The organism is Ensifer sp. YR511 (assembly GCF_900103045.1).
Classification (GTDB): domain Bacteria; phylum Pseudomonadota; class Alphaproteobacteria; order Rhizobiales; family Rhizobiaceae; genus Ensifer; species Ensifer adhaerens.
Window position 1 is genome coordinate 1 of sequence record NZ_FNGR01000009.1, and the last position, 15,863, is coordinate 15,863.

Sequence of the window (15,863 nt, forward strand, 5' to 3'; positions counted from 1 at the left end):
CGCGTCGCCTCGACAACCGCATGGCTGTTTTCGCGGTACCGCTCGAGAAACCCGCCGAGCGACTGGCGATCGTTCTTCACCCGGCCGGAGCGCAGCGTCTTGCCGCTGCTGTCCTGCACCACCAGATGGCTATAGGATTTGTGGTAATCAACGCCGATATGGTAATCATAGGACGCAGTCATGCTTCCAACTCCCGTGTTGAGATCTCCAAAACCCCAACAGGATAAGCCGAAAGGCTGGAAGCGTGGCTGTCCCTCAATCATCACCTGCATCTCAGTGATCCGTTCTCTCAGCGGACGCGGTCTCTTTCATGCCACCTCCTTTCGGTTCTTGTCGCCCGGAAATCTGGCTCTTGCTGATAACCGGCGTGAACCCTGCCTGAGGGTCTCACTCTGAGCCCTGAGGTCAACGCCTCCTTTCGAGCTAGTTGCACTGCTGACGGCCTCGGAAATTAAAGATGAGTACAATACTCATATTTGTTGTGCGCACCGCACGGACGCGCTAATGAACGCCGGCGCTGCCTCGTCTGCACCGCGCCCTGTCTCTCATCTTCGCTCTGCCGACGGCTCCGGATCGGCCCTGAAACCTATCATGCCAGAGAAATCATCTTCGCATTTGATGCTCGACGACGCGATCGTCGCCTACTACGACGAGCTTTGCGCGATGACGCGGCGGCGTGGTCACCAGGCGGCAACCGCGAACGAGGTCGTTCACGAGCTTTATGTTCGGTTGGTCGATCGGCGCACGCCGCTTGAGGGCAAGTCGTCGCTCAGGGCGTTTCTGCGCCGCGCCTGTGCCAATCTCGGTATCGACCGGCTGCGGCGCGACCGCTTCGAGTTCAAGCTTTTCTCCGGTAGCGAAGAAGACGCTCTGGCTGTCGCCAGCGATATCACTGCGCCTGATGCCAACATCGATCTTCCCCGGCGGCTGGCGATCCTGAAGAGGGCGATCATGGACATGTCGCTGCAGCGGCGGCGCGTCTTTCTCGCAAGCCGCATCGGCAACCTCACCTCGGACGAAATCGCCATGCGCACAGGGATCAGTCGCAACATGGTCGACCGGCATCTGCGCAAGGCCTATCTGCATTGCCTCGACCGGTTGGAGGAGGTGTTGTGACGGCGCGCGACAGGAGGATGCGCGAGCAGGCGGTGGATTGGCTCGTCCGCCTGACGGGTGATCCCGACGATGAAGCGTTGCAGCTCGCCTTCGAACGCTGGCGCGCGGAGGATCCTGCCCATGCCGAGATTTTTGCGCGCGCTCAAAGGGCGATCGGTGACGCATCGCTCTTGATCCGGCGCGAACCGGAATTCGCCCAAAGGGCGGTGAAGCGGACAGGGACGCGGCGAAAAACCGCAACAGCGCTGGCGGCCATCGTCAGCGTCGGCGCCGGCATTTTTGTTGCGCTCGACGGCGCCCTGTGGATGCAGGCGGACGTCATCGCCGGCAAGGGTGAAAGGCCGATTCTTACCCTTGAGGATGGCTCGACACTGCAGCTCAACGCCCAGTCGGCCGTCGCCTATCAGTTCACTTCCGCCGAGCGGCGGATCGTGCTGCTGCGTGGCGAGGCCTTCGTCCAGGTCGCGGCCGACAGCCAACGGCCCTTTGTCGTTAAGGCCGGAGGCGGCACGACGACGGCACTCGGGACGGCATTCGACGTCAACCTCACCGACGACGGCACCAGCGTCACCGTTCTCGAACACGCCGTATCGGTCGCGACGGACGCGGCAATGCCGCCGCGCCGCGTCGCGGTCAACGAGCAGGTCAGCTACGACCATGACGGCCGGCTCGGCGATGTCACGCCGGTCGATCCATTCGTGGCAGCAGCATGGCGGCAGGGGCGCCTGGTTTTCGAGGAACGCACGATCGCGTCCGTCGTCGAGGAAATCGGGCGCTACGTTCCCGGCAAGATCCTGATCGCCGATGCCGGCGTCGGCGCCAGGCGGGTGTCCGGCAGCTTCGATCTCTCCGATCCCGTCGGCGCATTGCAAGGTCTTGCCGAAGCCTTCGACGTCAAGGTCACCCGGATCGGACGCTACGTCACGATCCTGCGCTAAAAAAATCGAGGACGAGGTGTCCCTGAACCGGCACCTCGTTCGTCCAGAAACCAGACCCCGGCCGTTTCGGCCATCTCTCTGTCTGGAACCATCATGTCATATTCGAATACGACCGGCCGCCGCCGCCAATCCGGAATTCTCAACCTGCTGATGGCAGGCACCGTGTTTGCCCTCACCACCACCGTCGCCCTTGCGCAAGATGCGGTGCGGCATCACGTCGACGTACCTGCGGGCAAGCTGACGACGGCCGTCAATCGCCTGGCCTCACAGCTCAAGCTGCAGGTGGTGTTCGACAGCTCGGTCGCCTCAGGGGTCACCACGCCAGGCCTTTCCGGCGAGATGACGGCCGAAGAGGCGCTGGCGCGGTTGCTGAGCGGAACGGGCGTCCGCTATCGTTTCGTCGGCAGCTCGACGGTGAAGCTGATGGGTGCGGTGGAAGCCGCGACGCCGGCAGACGGCGAAGGCACGAAGCTCGCGCCCATTGTCGCCCGCGGCGACGCCAAGGACGGTGACCGCGCGCCGAACGTCGCGGTCCTTGATGCCGGGGACATCGAAAAGGCCCAGGCATCGAGCCTTCCGGAATTGCTGCAGAAGACGCCCGGCGTGTCGATGGGCGGTGGCGTGCGCATCGAAGGACAAACGCTCGCCATCCGCGGCTTTGCCCGGCAGTCTGACGTGCGGATCATCCTCGACGGCGCGCCGAAGAATTTCGAGAAGTACGACCAGGGCACAGTCTTCATCGAGCCGGAACTGCTCAAGCGCGTCGAGATCGAAAAGGGCGCGACATCGGTGCGCTATGGCAATGGCGGCTTCGGCGGCACGGTGCTGATGGAGACCAAGGACGCGGCCGACATGCTCAGGCCCGGCGAAGAATGGGGCGTCTGGGCCAAGTCCGGTTTCCAGAGTGCCAACAAGCAGTTTCTCGAAACCGGCGCGCTCTACGGAAAGTCGGATTTCGGCGGCCCCATCACCTATGATGGCCTTCTGGCCGGCACATGGCGCAAAAGCGGCGACATGCGCGTCGGCGGCGGCGAGGTCTACAACTATTCCAACTCGAAGCTGACCACCCTGCTTGCCAATGTCGGTGCCGAATATGACGGCCACGAGATCAGGGGGACGGTCGCCTACGGCCAAAACGACAATTGGGGACCCGTGGCCGCCATCCGCGGCCAGTCGGCGCCGTCGGACTACAACATCACCCGCTACGGCTACAAGGAAGCGATGCGCCGGCTTCTCACCTGGCGTGAAATCGAGGATTTCACCTCGACGCTTACCTATAGCTATACGGGCGACAGCGACCTGGTGAATTACCGCATGATGGGGAGCTTCTCGTCGACCGGCCAGCATGCGAAGCGGCCCGACATTCCGGGGCTCAACCCCAGCGCATCCGTCGGCGGCTACGAAAACGATGCCACCTACACCGACATCAAGTTCGAAGCGGAGAATACCTCCAACTTCACGCTCGGCGGACTGTCGCACAGCCTGAACTATGGCATTCAGTACCTGGATCATGACCGGGACATCTGGATGTATGACATCGCCAACCGCACCCAGGCGCAGTACAACTACGGCTACTACGCCCCCTGGTTCATGCCCGAGGGCTCGCAGAAGACCTTTGCCGCTTTCGTTCGCGATCGGATCGAACTGACGGACACGTTTGCCGTGACGCCGGGCCTGCGCTACGACCATGTGCGCTCGAAGGGCGTGCCGAACGAGGCGCCGCGGTTCAACAATCCGCTGGCCGGGCACGACTATTCCGCCGTGTCGCACCAGGGTGTGACGCCGGCGATCAGCCTGTCATGGGAAGCCACGCCGTCGGTGCGGTTCTTTGCCGACTGGGCCTATGCGATGCGGGTGCCCAACATTGACGAAATCTATTCGACCCAGAGCGTGCTTACCAAGGCTTCCGGCACCAGCCGTGATCTGGAGGTCGAGCGTAACAGCACCTTCAACATTGGTGTCGACTTGAGCTTCAACGACGTGCTGACGACCGACGACATGCTGTCGACGCGTATTTCGATCTACAACAACCACGTCTCCAATCCGGTAACGCGCCGGTTCGGCACGGCCAACCTCGCCGACGTTACCGGCAACGTGCCATTTTACCGGAACACGCCGTCCTACGATATCCGCGGCATCGAGTGGCAGACGCACTACGAGACCGAGCGTATGTTCGCCGATCTCGGCGTGTCCTGGATGACCGGCGAGCGGACCGGCGCCGTCAACAACGTCTGGGGACCGGACACCTATATCAACGATCTGGCGCCCCTGACCGTGATCGCGACGGCCGGGATCAAGGTACCGGATCAGGACCTCGCCTTCGGCTGGACAGGCACCTTCGTCGACGACCAGAACCGCACGCCCTACAATCAGGGCGGACAGACCTACGCGCGCCCGCCGAGTGCCGGCTATGCGGTGCACGGCCTCTTCCTCGACTGGACGCCGACATCGGGCTTCATGGAGGGTGGCGAAGTGCATCTCGCGGTCGACAATATCTTCGACAAATACTACGAGCCCTATCTCAGCGACGGGATCTCGGCGATGCCCGGCCGCAACTTCAAGATCGCGATCAGCCGCAAGTTCTGACCGGACATGGACCCGGCCGGCCGGCATGCGGTCGGCCGAATGTCCTCCTACGCGCCTCCGCGCAGCAGTGGCGCTTGATTGCGGTGCTCCACCCGCCTCTGTCTGTAAAGTTGCGTATAATAGGTTGCGAGCTTGCCAATCCTTGCTTGACAGCCGTCGATTGCCCGTATCTTAATCATGCTCTCAGATTGAGCATGATCAATCCATTCACATGACCTCGATGGTCGACGGGCAGTTTCGCCCCATGATGCCCCCATCTTCGATGGGCCCGGCGTCGTGGGGTTTTTGGTTTTTGGCGGGTACATGAGCGGCGCGGTAAAGATCGGCATCCTCTATTCGACGACCGGGCCCTACGGGACGATGGGCCGCGACTGTCGCGATGGCGCGGAATTGGCGATCGAGGAGATTGCGGCAAGCCATCCGGGCCGGATCGAGCCGGTTTTCATCGATCCGGAAGCCAATATCGACCGCTATCTCGAAGGCGCCAGATCGCTGCTGCGCGACCACGGATGCCGCCACATCATCGGCACCATCACCTCGCTCGCTCGCAAGGAGGTCATTCCGCTTGTCGAAAAGCACGACGGCCTGCTCTGGTACATGTGCCCCTATGAGGGCTTCGAGGCCAACGACAACGTGATCTATACGGGCGGCTGCCCGAACCAGCATTTGCTGCCCTTGCTCGACTATCTGCTGCCGCGTTTCGGCAACCGGCCCTATCTGATCGGCGCAAACTATGTCTGGGGCTGGGAAATGAACCGCCTGGCGCGTGAGCTGGTGGAGGAAGCCGGCGGCGCAATCCTCGGCGAGCGTTACCTGCCGCTCGAGGAAACCGCGGTCGAGCGGATCGTCGCCGAAATCGAGCAGCGCCGGCCGAGCTTCATCCTCAACAATCTCGTCGGTCCTTCCAGCTACGCCTTCCACGCGGCGATCCGTGCGCTCGCCGTGCGCGATCCGGGGTTCCGGCCGGAAAATTGCCCGGTCGTCAGCTGCGACCTGCAAGAGTGCGAGCTGACGGACATTGGCCTCGGGGTCGCGACCGGCCAGCTCTGCGCCGCTTCCTATTTCGACACGGTGGTTTCGCCCGACAATGCGGCCTTCAAGCTGCGCGTTGCCAGTCGCTTCGGCCCCGGGCGACGCATCTCCAGCCTGTTTGCCAGCGCCTATGCCTCCGTCAAGCTTTGCGCCGAGGCGATCATCGAGGCGGGCGTCGACGATCCCGCGACGATCACGCAGCTTGTTTCGGCAGCGGCGCATCAGAGTGTGCTCGGCCCGCTCAGGATCGATCCGCAGACCCACCATGCGGCGTTGCCGTTCCATCTCGGCCGCATCAGCGACGACGGAGGCTTCGACATCGTCACATCGCTGCCGTCAATTGCCGCCGACCCCTATCTGACCGGCCAGCGCAAGCGCAAGGCGCCCCAATTGCGGATCGTCTCATGAGGGAAACACCGAACTTCACCGGCTGGCGTGCGGCAATCCTGCACCGCGAAGACCAGACGACGGAGCGGCTGGTGCGACAGCTCAAGCTCTTCGGCTTCGACGTCACCGTACAATGGCAGCCGCTCGATGCGCGCGACCTGCCCGATATCATCCTCGTCGACGCTGACCAGGGCTGGAGCGGGCTCTTGCCCTGGAAGGACGAACAGGCGCCACGGCCGCTGATCGCCTTGCTCGGCTCGGAAGCACCGGGCCGGGTCGCCTGGGCGATGGGGCAGGGGGTTGCGGCCATCATCGCCAAGCCGGTCGCGTCCTCGGCGGTCTACCCGGCCCTGGTGTTGGCGGTTGGGATCCACGAGGAGCGCCGCGCCGTCGCCGACAAGATCGCCCATCTCGAAGAACGGGTGCGCATGCGCCCGCTCGTTCATGCCGCCGTGCAGAAGATCGGTCAGGCCTGCCATGTCAACGAAGAACAAGCCTATGGAATCCTGCGCAATTGCGCGATGAAAAAGCGCCTGTCGATGGAGCAGATCGCCGGTTCCATCCTCGGCGGTGCCGAGCCCCTGCCGGAGGCCGGTTGATGCAGGTTTTGAAATCCATGTTCAGGCAGCCGGCGGCGCTGTTCGGTCTCGTCGTCGTGGCACTGGTCGTCATGCTCGCTTTGGCCGCTCCGCTGGTTGCCCCCTATAGCCCGGACGAACAGATGTTCGACGGGCTGACGCTCGAAGGCGCGCCGTTGCCGCCGAGTGCTCAGTTCCTGCTCGGTACCGATACGCTCGGCCGCGACCTCTTTTCGCGCCTGCTCTATGGCGCCCGAACTTCGCTCGTCATCGGCCTCGTCGCCAATGGCGTTGCCGTCTCGATCGGGCTCATGATAGGCATTCTCTCGGGCTACATGCGGGGCCTTATCGGCAGCGCACTGATGCGCTTCACCGACCTGATGATGGCCTTTCCGGCGCTGCTGCTGGCGATCGTGCTTGCCGCACTGCTGCGCCCAAGCCTCTGGATCGTCGCCATGGTGATCGCGCTCGTCAACTGGGTCCAGGTCGCCCGCATCGTCTATACCGAGACCCGTGGCTTGGTTGAACGCGACTTCATCCTCGCCGAGCGCTCGCTCGGTGCCGGCCACGGGCGCATCCTGTTTCACCACATCCTGCCGCATCTGGTGCCGACGGCGATCGTCTGGGGCACGCTCGGCATCGCAACCACGGTGCTGCTCGAAGCGACGCTCTCCTTCCTCGGCATCGGCGTCCAGCCGCCGACACCCTCCTGGGGTAACATCATCTTCGAGAGCCAGAGCTATTTCCAGGCCGCGCCCTGGCTGGTGTTCATCCCCGGCGCCGTCATCCTTTTGACCGCGCTCTCCTTCAATCTGGTCGGCGATGCGCTCCGCGATATCCTCGACCCGACGCAACGCGGGAGGGGCTGAGATGGCATTCCTTCTGCTGCGCCGTCTCGTGCAGACCGCGCTCATCCTGCTCGGCGTTGCCGCCATCACCTTCCTGTTGCTCTATGCGCTTCCCGCCGACCCGGCGCGCATGATCGCCGGGCGCAGCGCAACGACGCAGACGGTCGCCAACATTCGTCGGGAACTCGGGCTCGACCAGCCGCTGCTCGTTCAGTTCTGGAGCTATCTCCAGGGGCTGGTGCAGGGCGATCTCGGTCGCTCCTACGCGCAGAAGACCGATGTCGGTACCTTGATCGCGGCGCGCCTGCCGGCAACGCTGATCCTGATGGCGGCCGGAATTTTCGTCGAAGTCCTGCTCGGCGTGTTTCTCGGTGTCGTCGCGGCCATCCGGCGCGGCGGTTTCGTCGATCGGCTCGTGATGATGGCATCCTTCGTCGGTGTCTCGGCACCGCAATTCGTTGCGGCCCTTTTGCTGCTCTATGTCTTCGCGGTCACGCTCGCCTGGTTCCCGATGAGCGGCTTCGGCAGCTTCGCCCATGTGGTCCTGCCGGCGCTGACGCTCGGCATCCTCGGTGCCGGCTGGTATGCGCGCATGGTGCGCTCGGCGATGATCGACGTCTTGAACCAGGATTATGTGCGCACCGCACGTGCCAAGGGCCTGTCCTCGTTCCGCATCATCTTCCGCCATGCGCTGCCGAACGCGCTTCTACCCGTCATCGCCATGATCGGCATCGATATCGGCCAATTCATGAGTGGGGTCGTTGTCGTCGAGGCCGTCTATGGCTGGCCAGGCATCGGCCAGCTCGCCTGGCAGGCGATCCAGCAGGTCGACATTCCGATCATCATGGGGGTGACGCTCGTCTCGGCGCTCGCGATCGTGCTTGGCAACCTCCTTGCCGACCTCGTCGCGCCGCTCATCGATCCGCGCATCCGCGCCCGCTAATCCGAAACCAACCAAAAAGGGGAACAACAATGTTCAAAAGCTGGCTTCGAACTTCAACCGTCGCTGCGGCACTGCTCGCAGCACCGCTCTCGGCCCTTGCACAGGATGCGCCGAAACAGGGCGGAGATATCGTCATCACCTACAAGGACGATATCGCCACGCTCGATCCCGCCATCGGCTACGACTGGGTCAACTGGTCGATGATCAAGAGCCTGTTCTCGCGCCTGATGGACTACAAGCCGGGTACCACCGAGCTGGTGCCGTCGCTCGCCGAAACCTTCGACGTCGCGCCGGATGGCCTGACCTATACGTTCAAGCTGCGCAAGGGCGTGAAATTCACCAACGGCCGCGAGATCGTCGCCTCGGACGTGAAGTATTCGATCGAACGGGCGGTCGACCCGAAGACGCAGGGGCCGGGCGCCGGTTTCTTCGGCGCGATCAAGGGCTTCGACGATCTCTCGGGCGGCAAGGCGGCGACGCTTGAAGGCATTGAGGCGCCGGATGATGCGACTGTCGTCTTCCACCTGTCGCGCCCGGACGCAACCTTCCTGCACGTGCTCGCCGTCAACTTCGCCTCGGTCGTGCCAAAGGAAGCGGTCGAGGCTGCCGCCGGCGACTTCGGCAACAAGCCGGTCGGCTCCGGCACCTTCGTCCTCAAGGACTGGACCGTCGGTCAGAGCCTGACCTTCGAGCGCAACCCCGACTATTTCGTCAAGGACATGCCGCATATCGACAAGTTCACGGTCGAGGTCGGCCAGGAGCCGCTGGTGGCGCTGCTGCGACTGCAGAAGGGGGAGGTCGATATTGCCGGGGACGGTATTCCGCCGGCAAAATTCCTCGAAATCAAGAATTCGCCTGAAGGCGCCGAGATTATCGTCGATGGACAGCAGCTCCATACCGGCTATGTCACGCTCAACACCAAGGTGAAGCCCCTCGACGACGTAAAGGTTCGTCAGGCCGTCAATATGGCGATCAACAAGGAGCGTATCACCCGCATCCTCAATGGTCGCGCGACGCCCGCCAACCAGCCGCTGCCGCCGCTGATGCCGGGTTACGACAAGGCGTTCACCGGTTATGACTATGACGTCGAGAAGGCGAAGGCCCTGCTCGCCGAGGCCGGACATGGCGATGGCTTCGAGACGGTGCTCTATTCGACCAACACCGACCCGCAGCCGCGCATCGCCCAGGCGATCCAGCAGGATCTGGCCGCCATCGGCATCAAGGCGGAGGTGCGGGCGCTGGCCCAGGCCAACGTCATTGCCGCCGGCGGCACCGAAGGCGAAGCGCCGATGATCTGGTCGGGTGGTATGGCCTGGATCGCCGACTTCCCGGACCCGTCGAACTTCTACGGCCCGATCCTCGGCTGCTCCGGTGCGGTCCAGGGCGGCTGGAACTGGTCGTGGTACTGCAACGAGGCACTCGACAAGCGCGCCGTTGCCGCCGATTCCATGTCCGATCCGGCAAAGGCGGCCGAGCGGCAGGCGGAATGGGGCAAGATCTTCACCGACATTATGGCCGATGCGCCGTGGGTGCCCGTCACCAACGAGCGCCGCGTCGTCGCCAAGTCGCCGCGAATGGGTGGCGAGGGCGAGATCTACGTCGATCCGACCCGGGTCATCAACTACGACGCGATCTTCGTGAAGCAATAAGCGTCGGGCTCTCCGGAGGTCGTCTTCGGGGAGCCTCTTCATGAGTTTGGGAGAGATTTCATGTGCGTTGCCTGCACACACACCATCCATCGCGCCAAGCATCATTTCGGCTGGAACCGCGACTTCGAGCCGACGCTGATCGCCAAGCCCGGTGAGACCATCCATTTCGAATGCCTGGATTCTTCCGGCGGGCAGCTCGGCGCTGGCTCAACGCTTGAGACATTGGCCTCGCTCGATTTCGAGAAGATCAATCCGGTGACGGGGCCTGTCTATGTCGAAGGTGCTGCGCCCGGCGACGCGCTGAAGGTGACGATCCGCCGCTTCGTGCCCTCGGGCGTTGGCTGGACGGCCAACATTCCGGGCTTCGGCCTGCTCGCCGATCAGTTCACCGATCCGGCGCTGCACATGTGGTCCTATGATGCGAATACCATGGCACCGGCGCTCTATGGACCGGGCGGCCGCGTGCCGCTGAAGCCCTTCGCCGGCACGATCGGCGTCGCGCGGGCCGAACCGGGCCTGCATTCGGTGGTGCCGCCGCGCCGGGTCGGCGGCAATCTCGACATTCGCGATCTCACATCGGGCGTCACCCTCTATCTGCCGGTCGAGGTGGAGGGCGCGCTGTTTTCCATCGGCGACACCCACGCAGCCCAGGGCGACGGCGAGGTCTGTGGCACCGCGATCGAGAGCCAGATGGAGGTCGAAGCCACGATCGAGCTCGTCAAGGATGCCCGTCTCGCCAGCCCGCGGTTCACTACGCCGGGTCCGGTGACCCGTCATCTGGATGCTGCCGGTTACGAGGTGACGACCGGCATCGGCCCGGATCTGATGACCGGCGCGCGCGAAAGCCTGATGCGCATGATCGACCTGCTTGGCGCCGAACACGGCTTGAGTCCGGTCGATGCCTATCTGCTCTGCTCGGTCTGCGGCGACCTCCGCATCAGCGAGATCGTCGACGCTCCGAACTGGGTCGTTTCCTTCTACTTCCCGAGGATCGTCTTTTCGTGACAACGGCAGCACCCGTGCTCGGCATCGATGGCCTCTGCGTCGATGCGCTGACGCCGCAAGGGCCGCGAAGGGTCCTTGATGCCGTCAGCTTCAACCTCATGAGCGGCGAAACGCTGTGCATTGCCGGCGAGAGCGGCTCGGGCAAATCCGTGACTTCGCTTGCTGTCATGGGGCTCCTGCCGAAAGCCTCGCTGCGGATCGCCTCCGGCAGCATCAAGCTCGAAGGGCGCGAACTCTCGAAACTCTCCAACAGCGCGATGCGCAGCGTGCGCGGCGGCGATGTCGCGATGGTCTTTCAGGAGCCAATGACATCGCTCAATCCCGTGATGTCGATCGGCGAGCAACTGACCGAGGCCATTCGCGAACATCAGGGTTCCGAGGGGGGAACGGCGAGTGCCGTCGCCCTGCGCATGCTGGATGCGGTGCACATCACCGAGCCGGCGCGGCGCATGACGCAATATCCGCACGAGCTTTCCGGCGGCATGCGGCAGCGCGTGATGATCGCGATGGCACTCTCGTGCCGACCCAAGGTGCTGATCGCCGACGAGCCGACGACGGCACTCGACGTTACCGTGCAGGCGCAGATCCTGACGCTGATGAAGGAACTGAAGCGGGAATTCGGCGCTTCGATTGTGCTGATCACCCATGACATGGGCGTGGTCGCGCAGATGGCGGACCGCGTGGTCATCATGCAGCAGGGCCGCATCGTCGAGCAGGGCGACGTACTGCCGATCTTTCGATCGCCGCGGGAGCGTTACACGCAGGAGCTATTGGCGGCCGTGCCGAGGCTGGGGGCGCATGCCGGCACCGACGGCCCGCCGCGCATCGCCGCAACGGCTGCGGCATCCGTCTCGCGGGCGGCGAGCCCAGTCCTGTCCGTGCGTGACCTCGCTGTCCACTACGGAAAAAAGCCCAGCGGACTGTTGGGCGGAAAGAAGCTGGCCGCCGCCGTCAGCGACGTTTCCTTCGACATCTTCCCCGGTGAGACGCTGGGGCTCGTCGGCGAAAGCGGATCGGGCAAGTCGACCACCGGCAAGGCGGTGCTCGGCCTCATTCCATTCGATGGCGATGTGGCGATCGACGGCCAGCAGATCGGCGCGCTGTCGCAACGCCAGATGCGGCCCGTGCGCCGCTCCGCGCAGATGATCTTTCAGGATCCCTATGCCTCGCTCGACCCGCGCATGGCGGTCGGGGCGGCGATCGCCGAGCCGCTGCTCATCCATGGCATCGGCAATCGCAGCGAACGCACGGATCGCGTCGCCGATCTGTTGCGCCGTGTCGGGCTTGGGCCCGATGCTGCCAGCCGCTATCCGCACGAGTTCTCCGGGGGACAGCGGCAGCGCATCTGCATTGCCCGCGCGCTGGCGGTCAATCCGAAGCTGATTGTCGCGGATGAAAGCGTGGCCGCGCTCGACGTGTCAGTGCGGGCACGCGTGCTTGATCTGATGCTCGAACTGCAGGAGACGATGGGTCTTGCCTATCTCTTCGTCTCGCACGACATGGCTGTGATCGAGCGGATGTCGCACCATGTCGCCGTCATGCGCGGAGGCCGCATCGTCGAGATGGGGACGCGCCGCGCCGTGTTCGAGGATCCGCAGGACGCCTACACCCGGGCGCTGATGGCCGCGGTGCCGCTGCCGGACCCACCGATGCGGAAAAGCGCTTAGAGCGAGACGACAACACGGGTGCGGTCTCCGCCCGCATCCCCCTCTGTTTGAAACAATCCCGATCGCTCACGGCGCGAGGGCTTGCGACAATACGATGCGAGCCGAGAGGCCGCCGGTCGGTCGGTTGCGCAGTTCGAGTTCGGCGCCGGTTCGGTCAAGCGCACGCTCGACGATGCTGAGGCCGAGCCCGCTGCCGGCCGCCGCCTTGAACCGGCCGCGGAAGAAGCGCTCGGTCACGCGCGGCATTTCCTCCTCGGGGATGCCAGGCCCCTCGTCGTCGATCGCGATGACCAGATGCTGGCCTCGTATCTCGGCGTGGCAAGAGACCGTTGCGCCCGGTGGCGAATGGTTGATGGCGTTTTCGAGCAGGTTGCGCGCCGCGAGCCGGAAGAGGTCCGGATCCATATTGATCCTGAGACCGGACATCGCCCCGTCGACGACAACATCGACGCGACGCGCCTGGCCGGCGAGTTCGGTGCGAAGACTTGTCAGCATCTCGCCGACATCAAAACCGGCCGCCGGCCTGCCGCTCTCGGTGGCTTCGACCGAGGCAATATCGAGCAGTTGCCGCACCAGCTTGCCGGTCCGGTCGACACCGGCGACGATCTGGCCGAGCGCCTTCTCGCGGATTTCGCCGTCGTCGCTGGCGAGCGCCACCTGCGCCTGCGTCTTGAGGCCCGCCAGCGGCGTACGCAGCTCGTGGGCGGCAAACGCGATGAAATTCTGCTCGCGCTCGCGGGCGCCGGCGACACGGGCAAAAAGGCCGTTCAGCGACTTCAAGACCGGGCTGATCTCGCGCGTCGTGCCGGTGTCCTCGATCGCGTGCAGGTCGGAGGCTTCACGCGCGGCAAGGTCGCCGGCAAGCTTGCGCAGCGGCGCGAGGCCCCGCCCGACGCAGAGCCAGATCAGCACGGCCAGAAGCGGAATGATCAGCAGCGCCGGCAGCAACAGCCCCTTGACCAGGTCGTTGACCAGCCGGTCGCGGATGCGCAGGTTGTCACCGACGAGAACGCGCACGCCGAGGCTCGCATTCTCCACCGCAAAGACACGCCAGGTCTCGCCGTTGATAACGGTTTCGGAAAAGCCCATGGCGTGGGGCGCAAGCGTTGTGTCGGGCGCGCTGTCCGACTTGCCGATCAGAGTTCCGTCCAGCGACCAGATCTGGCAGGAGAGCTGCCGGTCGTAATGCGGGTGCTCCAGCAGCGGGATCCTGATCGCGCTCTGTGCCGGGCGGTTGGCATGGGTGTCGCCTTCTTCCTTCATCATGTCTGGGCTGACGATCAGCGAATTCACCATGCGCGCCGCCTCCATCAGCCGCGCGTCGAGCACGCGCTCGACTTCGGCGCGGGTGCTGAGGAAGATCCAGACGGTGGCCGATAGCCACAGGAGCCCCGTCGTGATCAGGAGGATGGCGAAAAGCCGGGCGCGCAGCGATTGCATCAGCCGGCTCCGCCCAGCCGGTAGCCGATGCCCCGGATGGTTTCGATCAGTCCCGGGCCGAGCTTGTTGCGCAGATGGTGGATGTGCACCTCCACGGCGTTGCTCTCGATTTCCTCCTGCCAGCCGTAGAGTTTGTCTTCCAGCTTGGTCTTGGAGAAGATCACCCCCGGGTGCGACATCAGCGTATGCAGGATGGAATATTCGCGCCGCGAGAGTTGCACCGGCTTGCCCGCCTGTTCCACCGATTGCCTGGCCGGATCGAGCCTGAGCGTCGACCATTCCAGCGCGGCGCTCGCCCGGCCGCTGGAGCGTCGCGCCAGCGCCCGAAGCCTGGCGGCGACCTCGTCGAGGTCGAAGGGTTTGCCGAGATAGTCGTCGGCGCCAGTGTCGAGGCCGGCGACGCGATCGCGCACGGTGTCGCGTGCGGTCAACAGCAGCACCGGAATGTCGCTCTGCCTGGCGCGCAGGTCCCGCAGAATGTCGAGACCGGAGCCGTCGGGCAGCATCAGGTCGAGCACGACCGCGTCGAAGCCGTTGGCGGCAAGCGCCGTCGCGGCCGCATCGCAGGTGCCGACGGCATCGGTGGTGAAGCCCGCCAGCGCCAGGCCGACCTTCAGGCCGTCTCTAAGGATATCGTCGTCTTCGACGATCAGGACTCGCATCGCTACTCCTAACATTTCTGAGAGCGCGATCCTTTAATCGCTCCCTTAAGGCAGCCTTAAGGTAGGACTTCCCTCTGAGGCGGCATTGCAACAATCGAATCGTTGAATGCCCGATATGACCGAAGCACACGAGCCTTCTTCCTCCACGGCCGATCACAAGACCGGCATCACGCTGACCCGCCGCAGCCTTGTCATCGGCGCGGCCTCGCTGATCGTCACCGGCTGCGCGACCGCCCGCCCGACACCGGCGGTGGTGCCGGCAGCCGTCACGCCCGTCCGCCCCTCAGCCGGCCGGACGGTGCCGCCGATGTACTATGCGATGCCCGACGAGCAGTTTCCGATCCCTGAGGTGAAGATCGCCGAGGTCGATCCGAAGTTCTGGCGGCAGGAGGTGGATTATCCGACCAGTGAGCGGCCCGGCACGCTGATCGTCGATACGCCCGCGAAATACCTCTATCACGTGCTGCCGGGCGGGCGGGCGATGCGCTACGGCATCGGCGTCGGGCGCGAGGGCTTTGCCTGGTCGGGCCGGGCGATCGTCGCCTACAAGCGCAAATGGCCGCGCTGGACGCCGCCCGACGAGATGGTCGCGCGTCAGCCGAAACTCCAGCCCTACAGCATCGCCAATGGCGGCATGCCCCCGGGCATCAAGAACCCGCTCGGCGCCCGCGCGCTCTATATCCATAAGGACGGCAAGGACACGCTCTACCGCATCCATGGCAGTCCCGAGGCATTTTCGATCGGCAAGGCGGTCTCTTCCGGCTGCATTCGCCTGCTCAATCAGGATGTCGTCTACCTCCATGATCAGGTCCGCGACGGCAGCACCATCGTCGTCATTCCGGATCCGACCAAGGGCGACATGGCGATCGGTTAGGTGAGGGCAGGCAGCGAGCGCGGGAATTCTGCAACACTTCGAAAACGAGTACCGCCTCGCGCAAGCGATCCACGCCAAAGAAAGATTTTCACCACATTTCGGTCACGGTTCGGCCCAACAGCCTTGGGCCTCCCCTCG

The 15,863-nt window shown here is 64.2% G+C and carries 14 protein-coding genes; 11 read left to right on the top strand and 3 right to left on the bottom strand.

Going from position 1 to position 15,863, the window contains the following annotated elements:
* The coding region (locus tag BLU15_RS17180) for an IS110 family transposase (protein WP_143034224.1) at positions 1–182 on the bottom strand (182 nt) is incomplete at its 3' end.
* Positions 183–591: 409 nt separating this feature from the next.
* On the opposite strand from BLU15_RS17180, the gene BLU15_RS17185 reads away from it, so the two are divergent.
* The 10 genes from BLU15_RS17185 to BLU15_RS17230 all read left to right on the top strand — a co-directional run bounded on the left by BLU15_RS17185 (position 592) and on the right by BLU15_RS17230 (position 12,749).
* The gene (locus tag BLU15_RS17185) at positions 592–1,116 is read left to right on the top strand and encodes an RNA polymerase sigma factor (RefSeq protein ID WP_034805426.1); all 525 of its coding nucleotides are present in this window, start codon (positions 592–594) and stop codon (positions 1,114–1,116) included.
* Positions 1,113–2,054, top strand: coding sequence for a FecR family protein (locus BLU15_RS17190; RefSeq protein ID WP_127889785.1), 942 nt, complete (start codon positions 1,113–1,115; stop codon positions 2,052–2,054). Before BLU15_RS17185 ends, BLU15_RS17190 begins: the two co-directional genes overlap by 4 nt.
* Before the next feature lie 93 nt (positions 2,055–2,147).
* Positions 2,148–4,640 (top strand): TonB-dependent receptor, encoded by a 2,493-nt coding sequence (locus tag BLU15_RS17195; protein ID WP_176960304.1) that lies wholly within the window; start codon positions 2,148–2,150, stop codon positions 4,638–4,640.
* Between the two features lie 303 nt (positions 4,641–4,943).
* Positions 4,944–6,080 carry a transporter substrate-binding protein gene (locus BLU15_RS17200; RefSeq protein ID WP_060521916.1) on the top strand — a complete coding sequence of 379 codons (1,137 nt, stop codon included), beginning with the start codon at positions 4,944–4,946 and terminating at the stop codon, positions 6,078–6,080.
* The gene (locus BLU15_RS17205) at positions 6,077–6,658 is read left to right on the top strand and encodes an ANTAR domain-containing response regulator (protein ID WP_060530382.1); all 582 of its coding nucleotides are present in this window, start codon (positions 6,077–6,079) and stop codon (positions 6,656–6,658) included. Before BLU15_RS17200 ends, BLU15_RS17205 begins: the two co-directional genes overlap by 4 nt.
* Positions 6,658–7,506, top strand: coding sequence for an ABC transporter permease (locus BLU15_RS17210; protein WP_034805438.1), 849 nt, complete (start codon positions 6,658–6,660; stop codon positions 7,504–7,506). The genes BLU15_RS17205 and BLU15_RS17210 overlap by 1 nt, the downstream gene beginning before the upstream one ends.
* Position 7,507: 1 nt before the next feature.
* The gene (locus BLU15_RS17215; protein ID WP_090296696.1) at positions 7,508–8,428 is read left to right on the top strand and encodes an ABC transporter permease; all 921 of its coding nucleotides are present in this window, start codon (positions 7,508–7,510) and stop codon (positions 8,426–8,428) included.
* A gap of 29 nt (positions 8,429–8,457) precedes the next feature.
* Complete coding sequence (locus BLU15_RS17220; protein ID WP_090296698.1) at positions 8,458–10,077, top strand: ABC transporter substrate-binding protein; 1,620 nt, start codon at positions 8,458–8,460, stop codon at positions 10,075–10,077.
* Between the two features lie 60 nt (positions 10,078–10,137).
* A complete protein-coding gene (locus tag BLU15_RS17225; RefSeq protein ID WP_090296700.1) occupies positions 10,138–11,082 on the top strand; it encodes an acetamidase/formamidase family protein in 945 nt (314 codons plus the stop codon).
* Positions 11,079–12,749 carry an ABC transporter ATP-binding protein gene (locus BLU15_RS17230; RefSeq protein WP_090296703.1) on the top strand — a complete coding sequence of 557 codons (1,671 nt, stop codon included), beginning with the start codon at positions 11,079–11,081 and terminating at the stop codon, positions 12,747–12,749. The genes BLU15_RS17225 and BLU15_RS17230 overlap by 4 nt, the downstream gene beginning before the upstream one ends.
* A gap of 66 nt (positions 12,750–12,815) precedes the next feature.
* Here the strand turns inward: BLU15_RS17230 and BLU15_RS17235 are convergent, their stop codons facing one another.
* Positions 12,816–14,189 (bottom strand): ATP-binding protein, encoded by a 1,374-nt coding sequence (locus BLU15_RS17235; RefSeq protein WP_090296707.1) that lies wholly within the window; start codon positions 14,187–14,189, stop codon positions 12,816–12,818.
* Positions 14,189–14,851, bottom strand: a complete 663-nt coding sequence (locus BLU15_RS17240; RefSeq protein WP_034805456.1) for a response regulator — start codon at positions 14,849–14,851, stop codon at positions 14,189–14,191. The genes BLU15_RS17235 and BLU15_RS17240 overlap by 1 nt, the downstream gene beginning before the upstream one ends.
* Before the next feature lie 115 nt (positions 14,852–14,966).
* Here BLU15_RS17240 and BLU15_RS17245 point away from each other — a divergent pair, with 115 nt between their 5' ends.
* On the top strand, positions 14,967–15,725 hold the full coding sequence (locus BLU15_RS17245; RefSeq protein ID WP_060522069.1) for a L,D-transpeptidase: 759 nt from the start codon (positions 14,967–14,969) through the stop codon (positions 15,723–15,725).
* The last annotated feature ends 138 nt before the right edge of the window (positions 15,726–15,863 follow it).

Coding starts and splice junctions, on each gene's coding strand:
- BLU15_RS17200 (WP_060521916.1), top strand. CDS start 4,944: ATGAGCGGCGCGGTAAAGATCGGCATCCTCTATTCGACGACCGGGCCC.
- BLU15_RS17245 (WP_060522069.1), top strand. CDS start 14,967: ATGACCGAAGCACACGAGCCTTCTTCCTCCACGGCCGATCACAAGACC.
- BLU15_RS17225 (WP_090296700.1), top strand. CDS start 10,138: ATGTGCGTTGCCTGCACACACACCATCCATCGCGCCAAGCATCATTTC.
- BLU15_RS17235 (WP_090296707.1), bottom strand. CDS start 14,189: ATGCAATCGCTGCGCGCCCGGCTTTTCGCCATCCTCCTGATCACGACG.
- BLU15_RS17205 (WP_060530382.1), top strand. CDS start 6,077: ATGAGGGAAACACCGAACTTCACCGGCTGGCGTGCGGCAATCCTGCAC.
- BLU15_RS17195 (WP_176960304.1), top strand. CDS start 2,148: ATGTCATATTCGAATACGACCGGCCGCCGCCGCCAATCCGGAATTCTC.
- BLU15_RS17185 (WP_034805426.1), top strand. CDS start 592: ATGCCAGAGAAATCATCTTCGCATTTGATGCTCGACGACGCGATCGTC.
- BLU15_RS17215 (WP_090296696.1), top strand. CDS start 7,508: ATGGCATTCCTTCTGCTGCGCCGTCTCGTGCAGACCGCGCTCATCCTG.
- BLU15_RS17210 (WP_034805438.1), top strand. CDS start 6,658: ATGCAGGTTTTGAAATCCATGTTCAGGCAGCCGGCGGCGCTGTTCGGT.
- BLU15_RS17240 (WP_034805456.1), bottom strand. CDS start 14,851: ATGCGAGTCCTGATCGTCGAAGACGACGATATCCTTAGAGACGGCCTG.
- BLU15_RS17220 (WP_090296698.1), top strand. CDS start 8,458: ATGTTCAAAAGCTGGCTTCGAACTTCAACCGTCGCTGCGGCACTGCTC.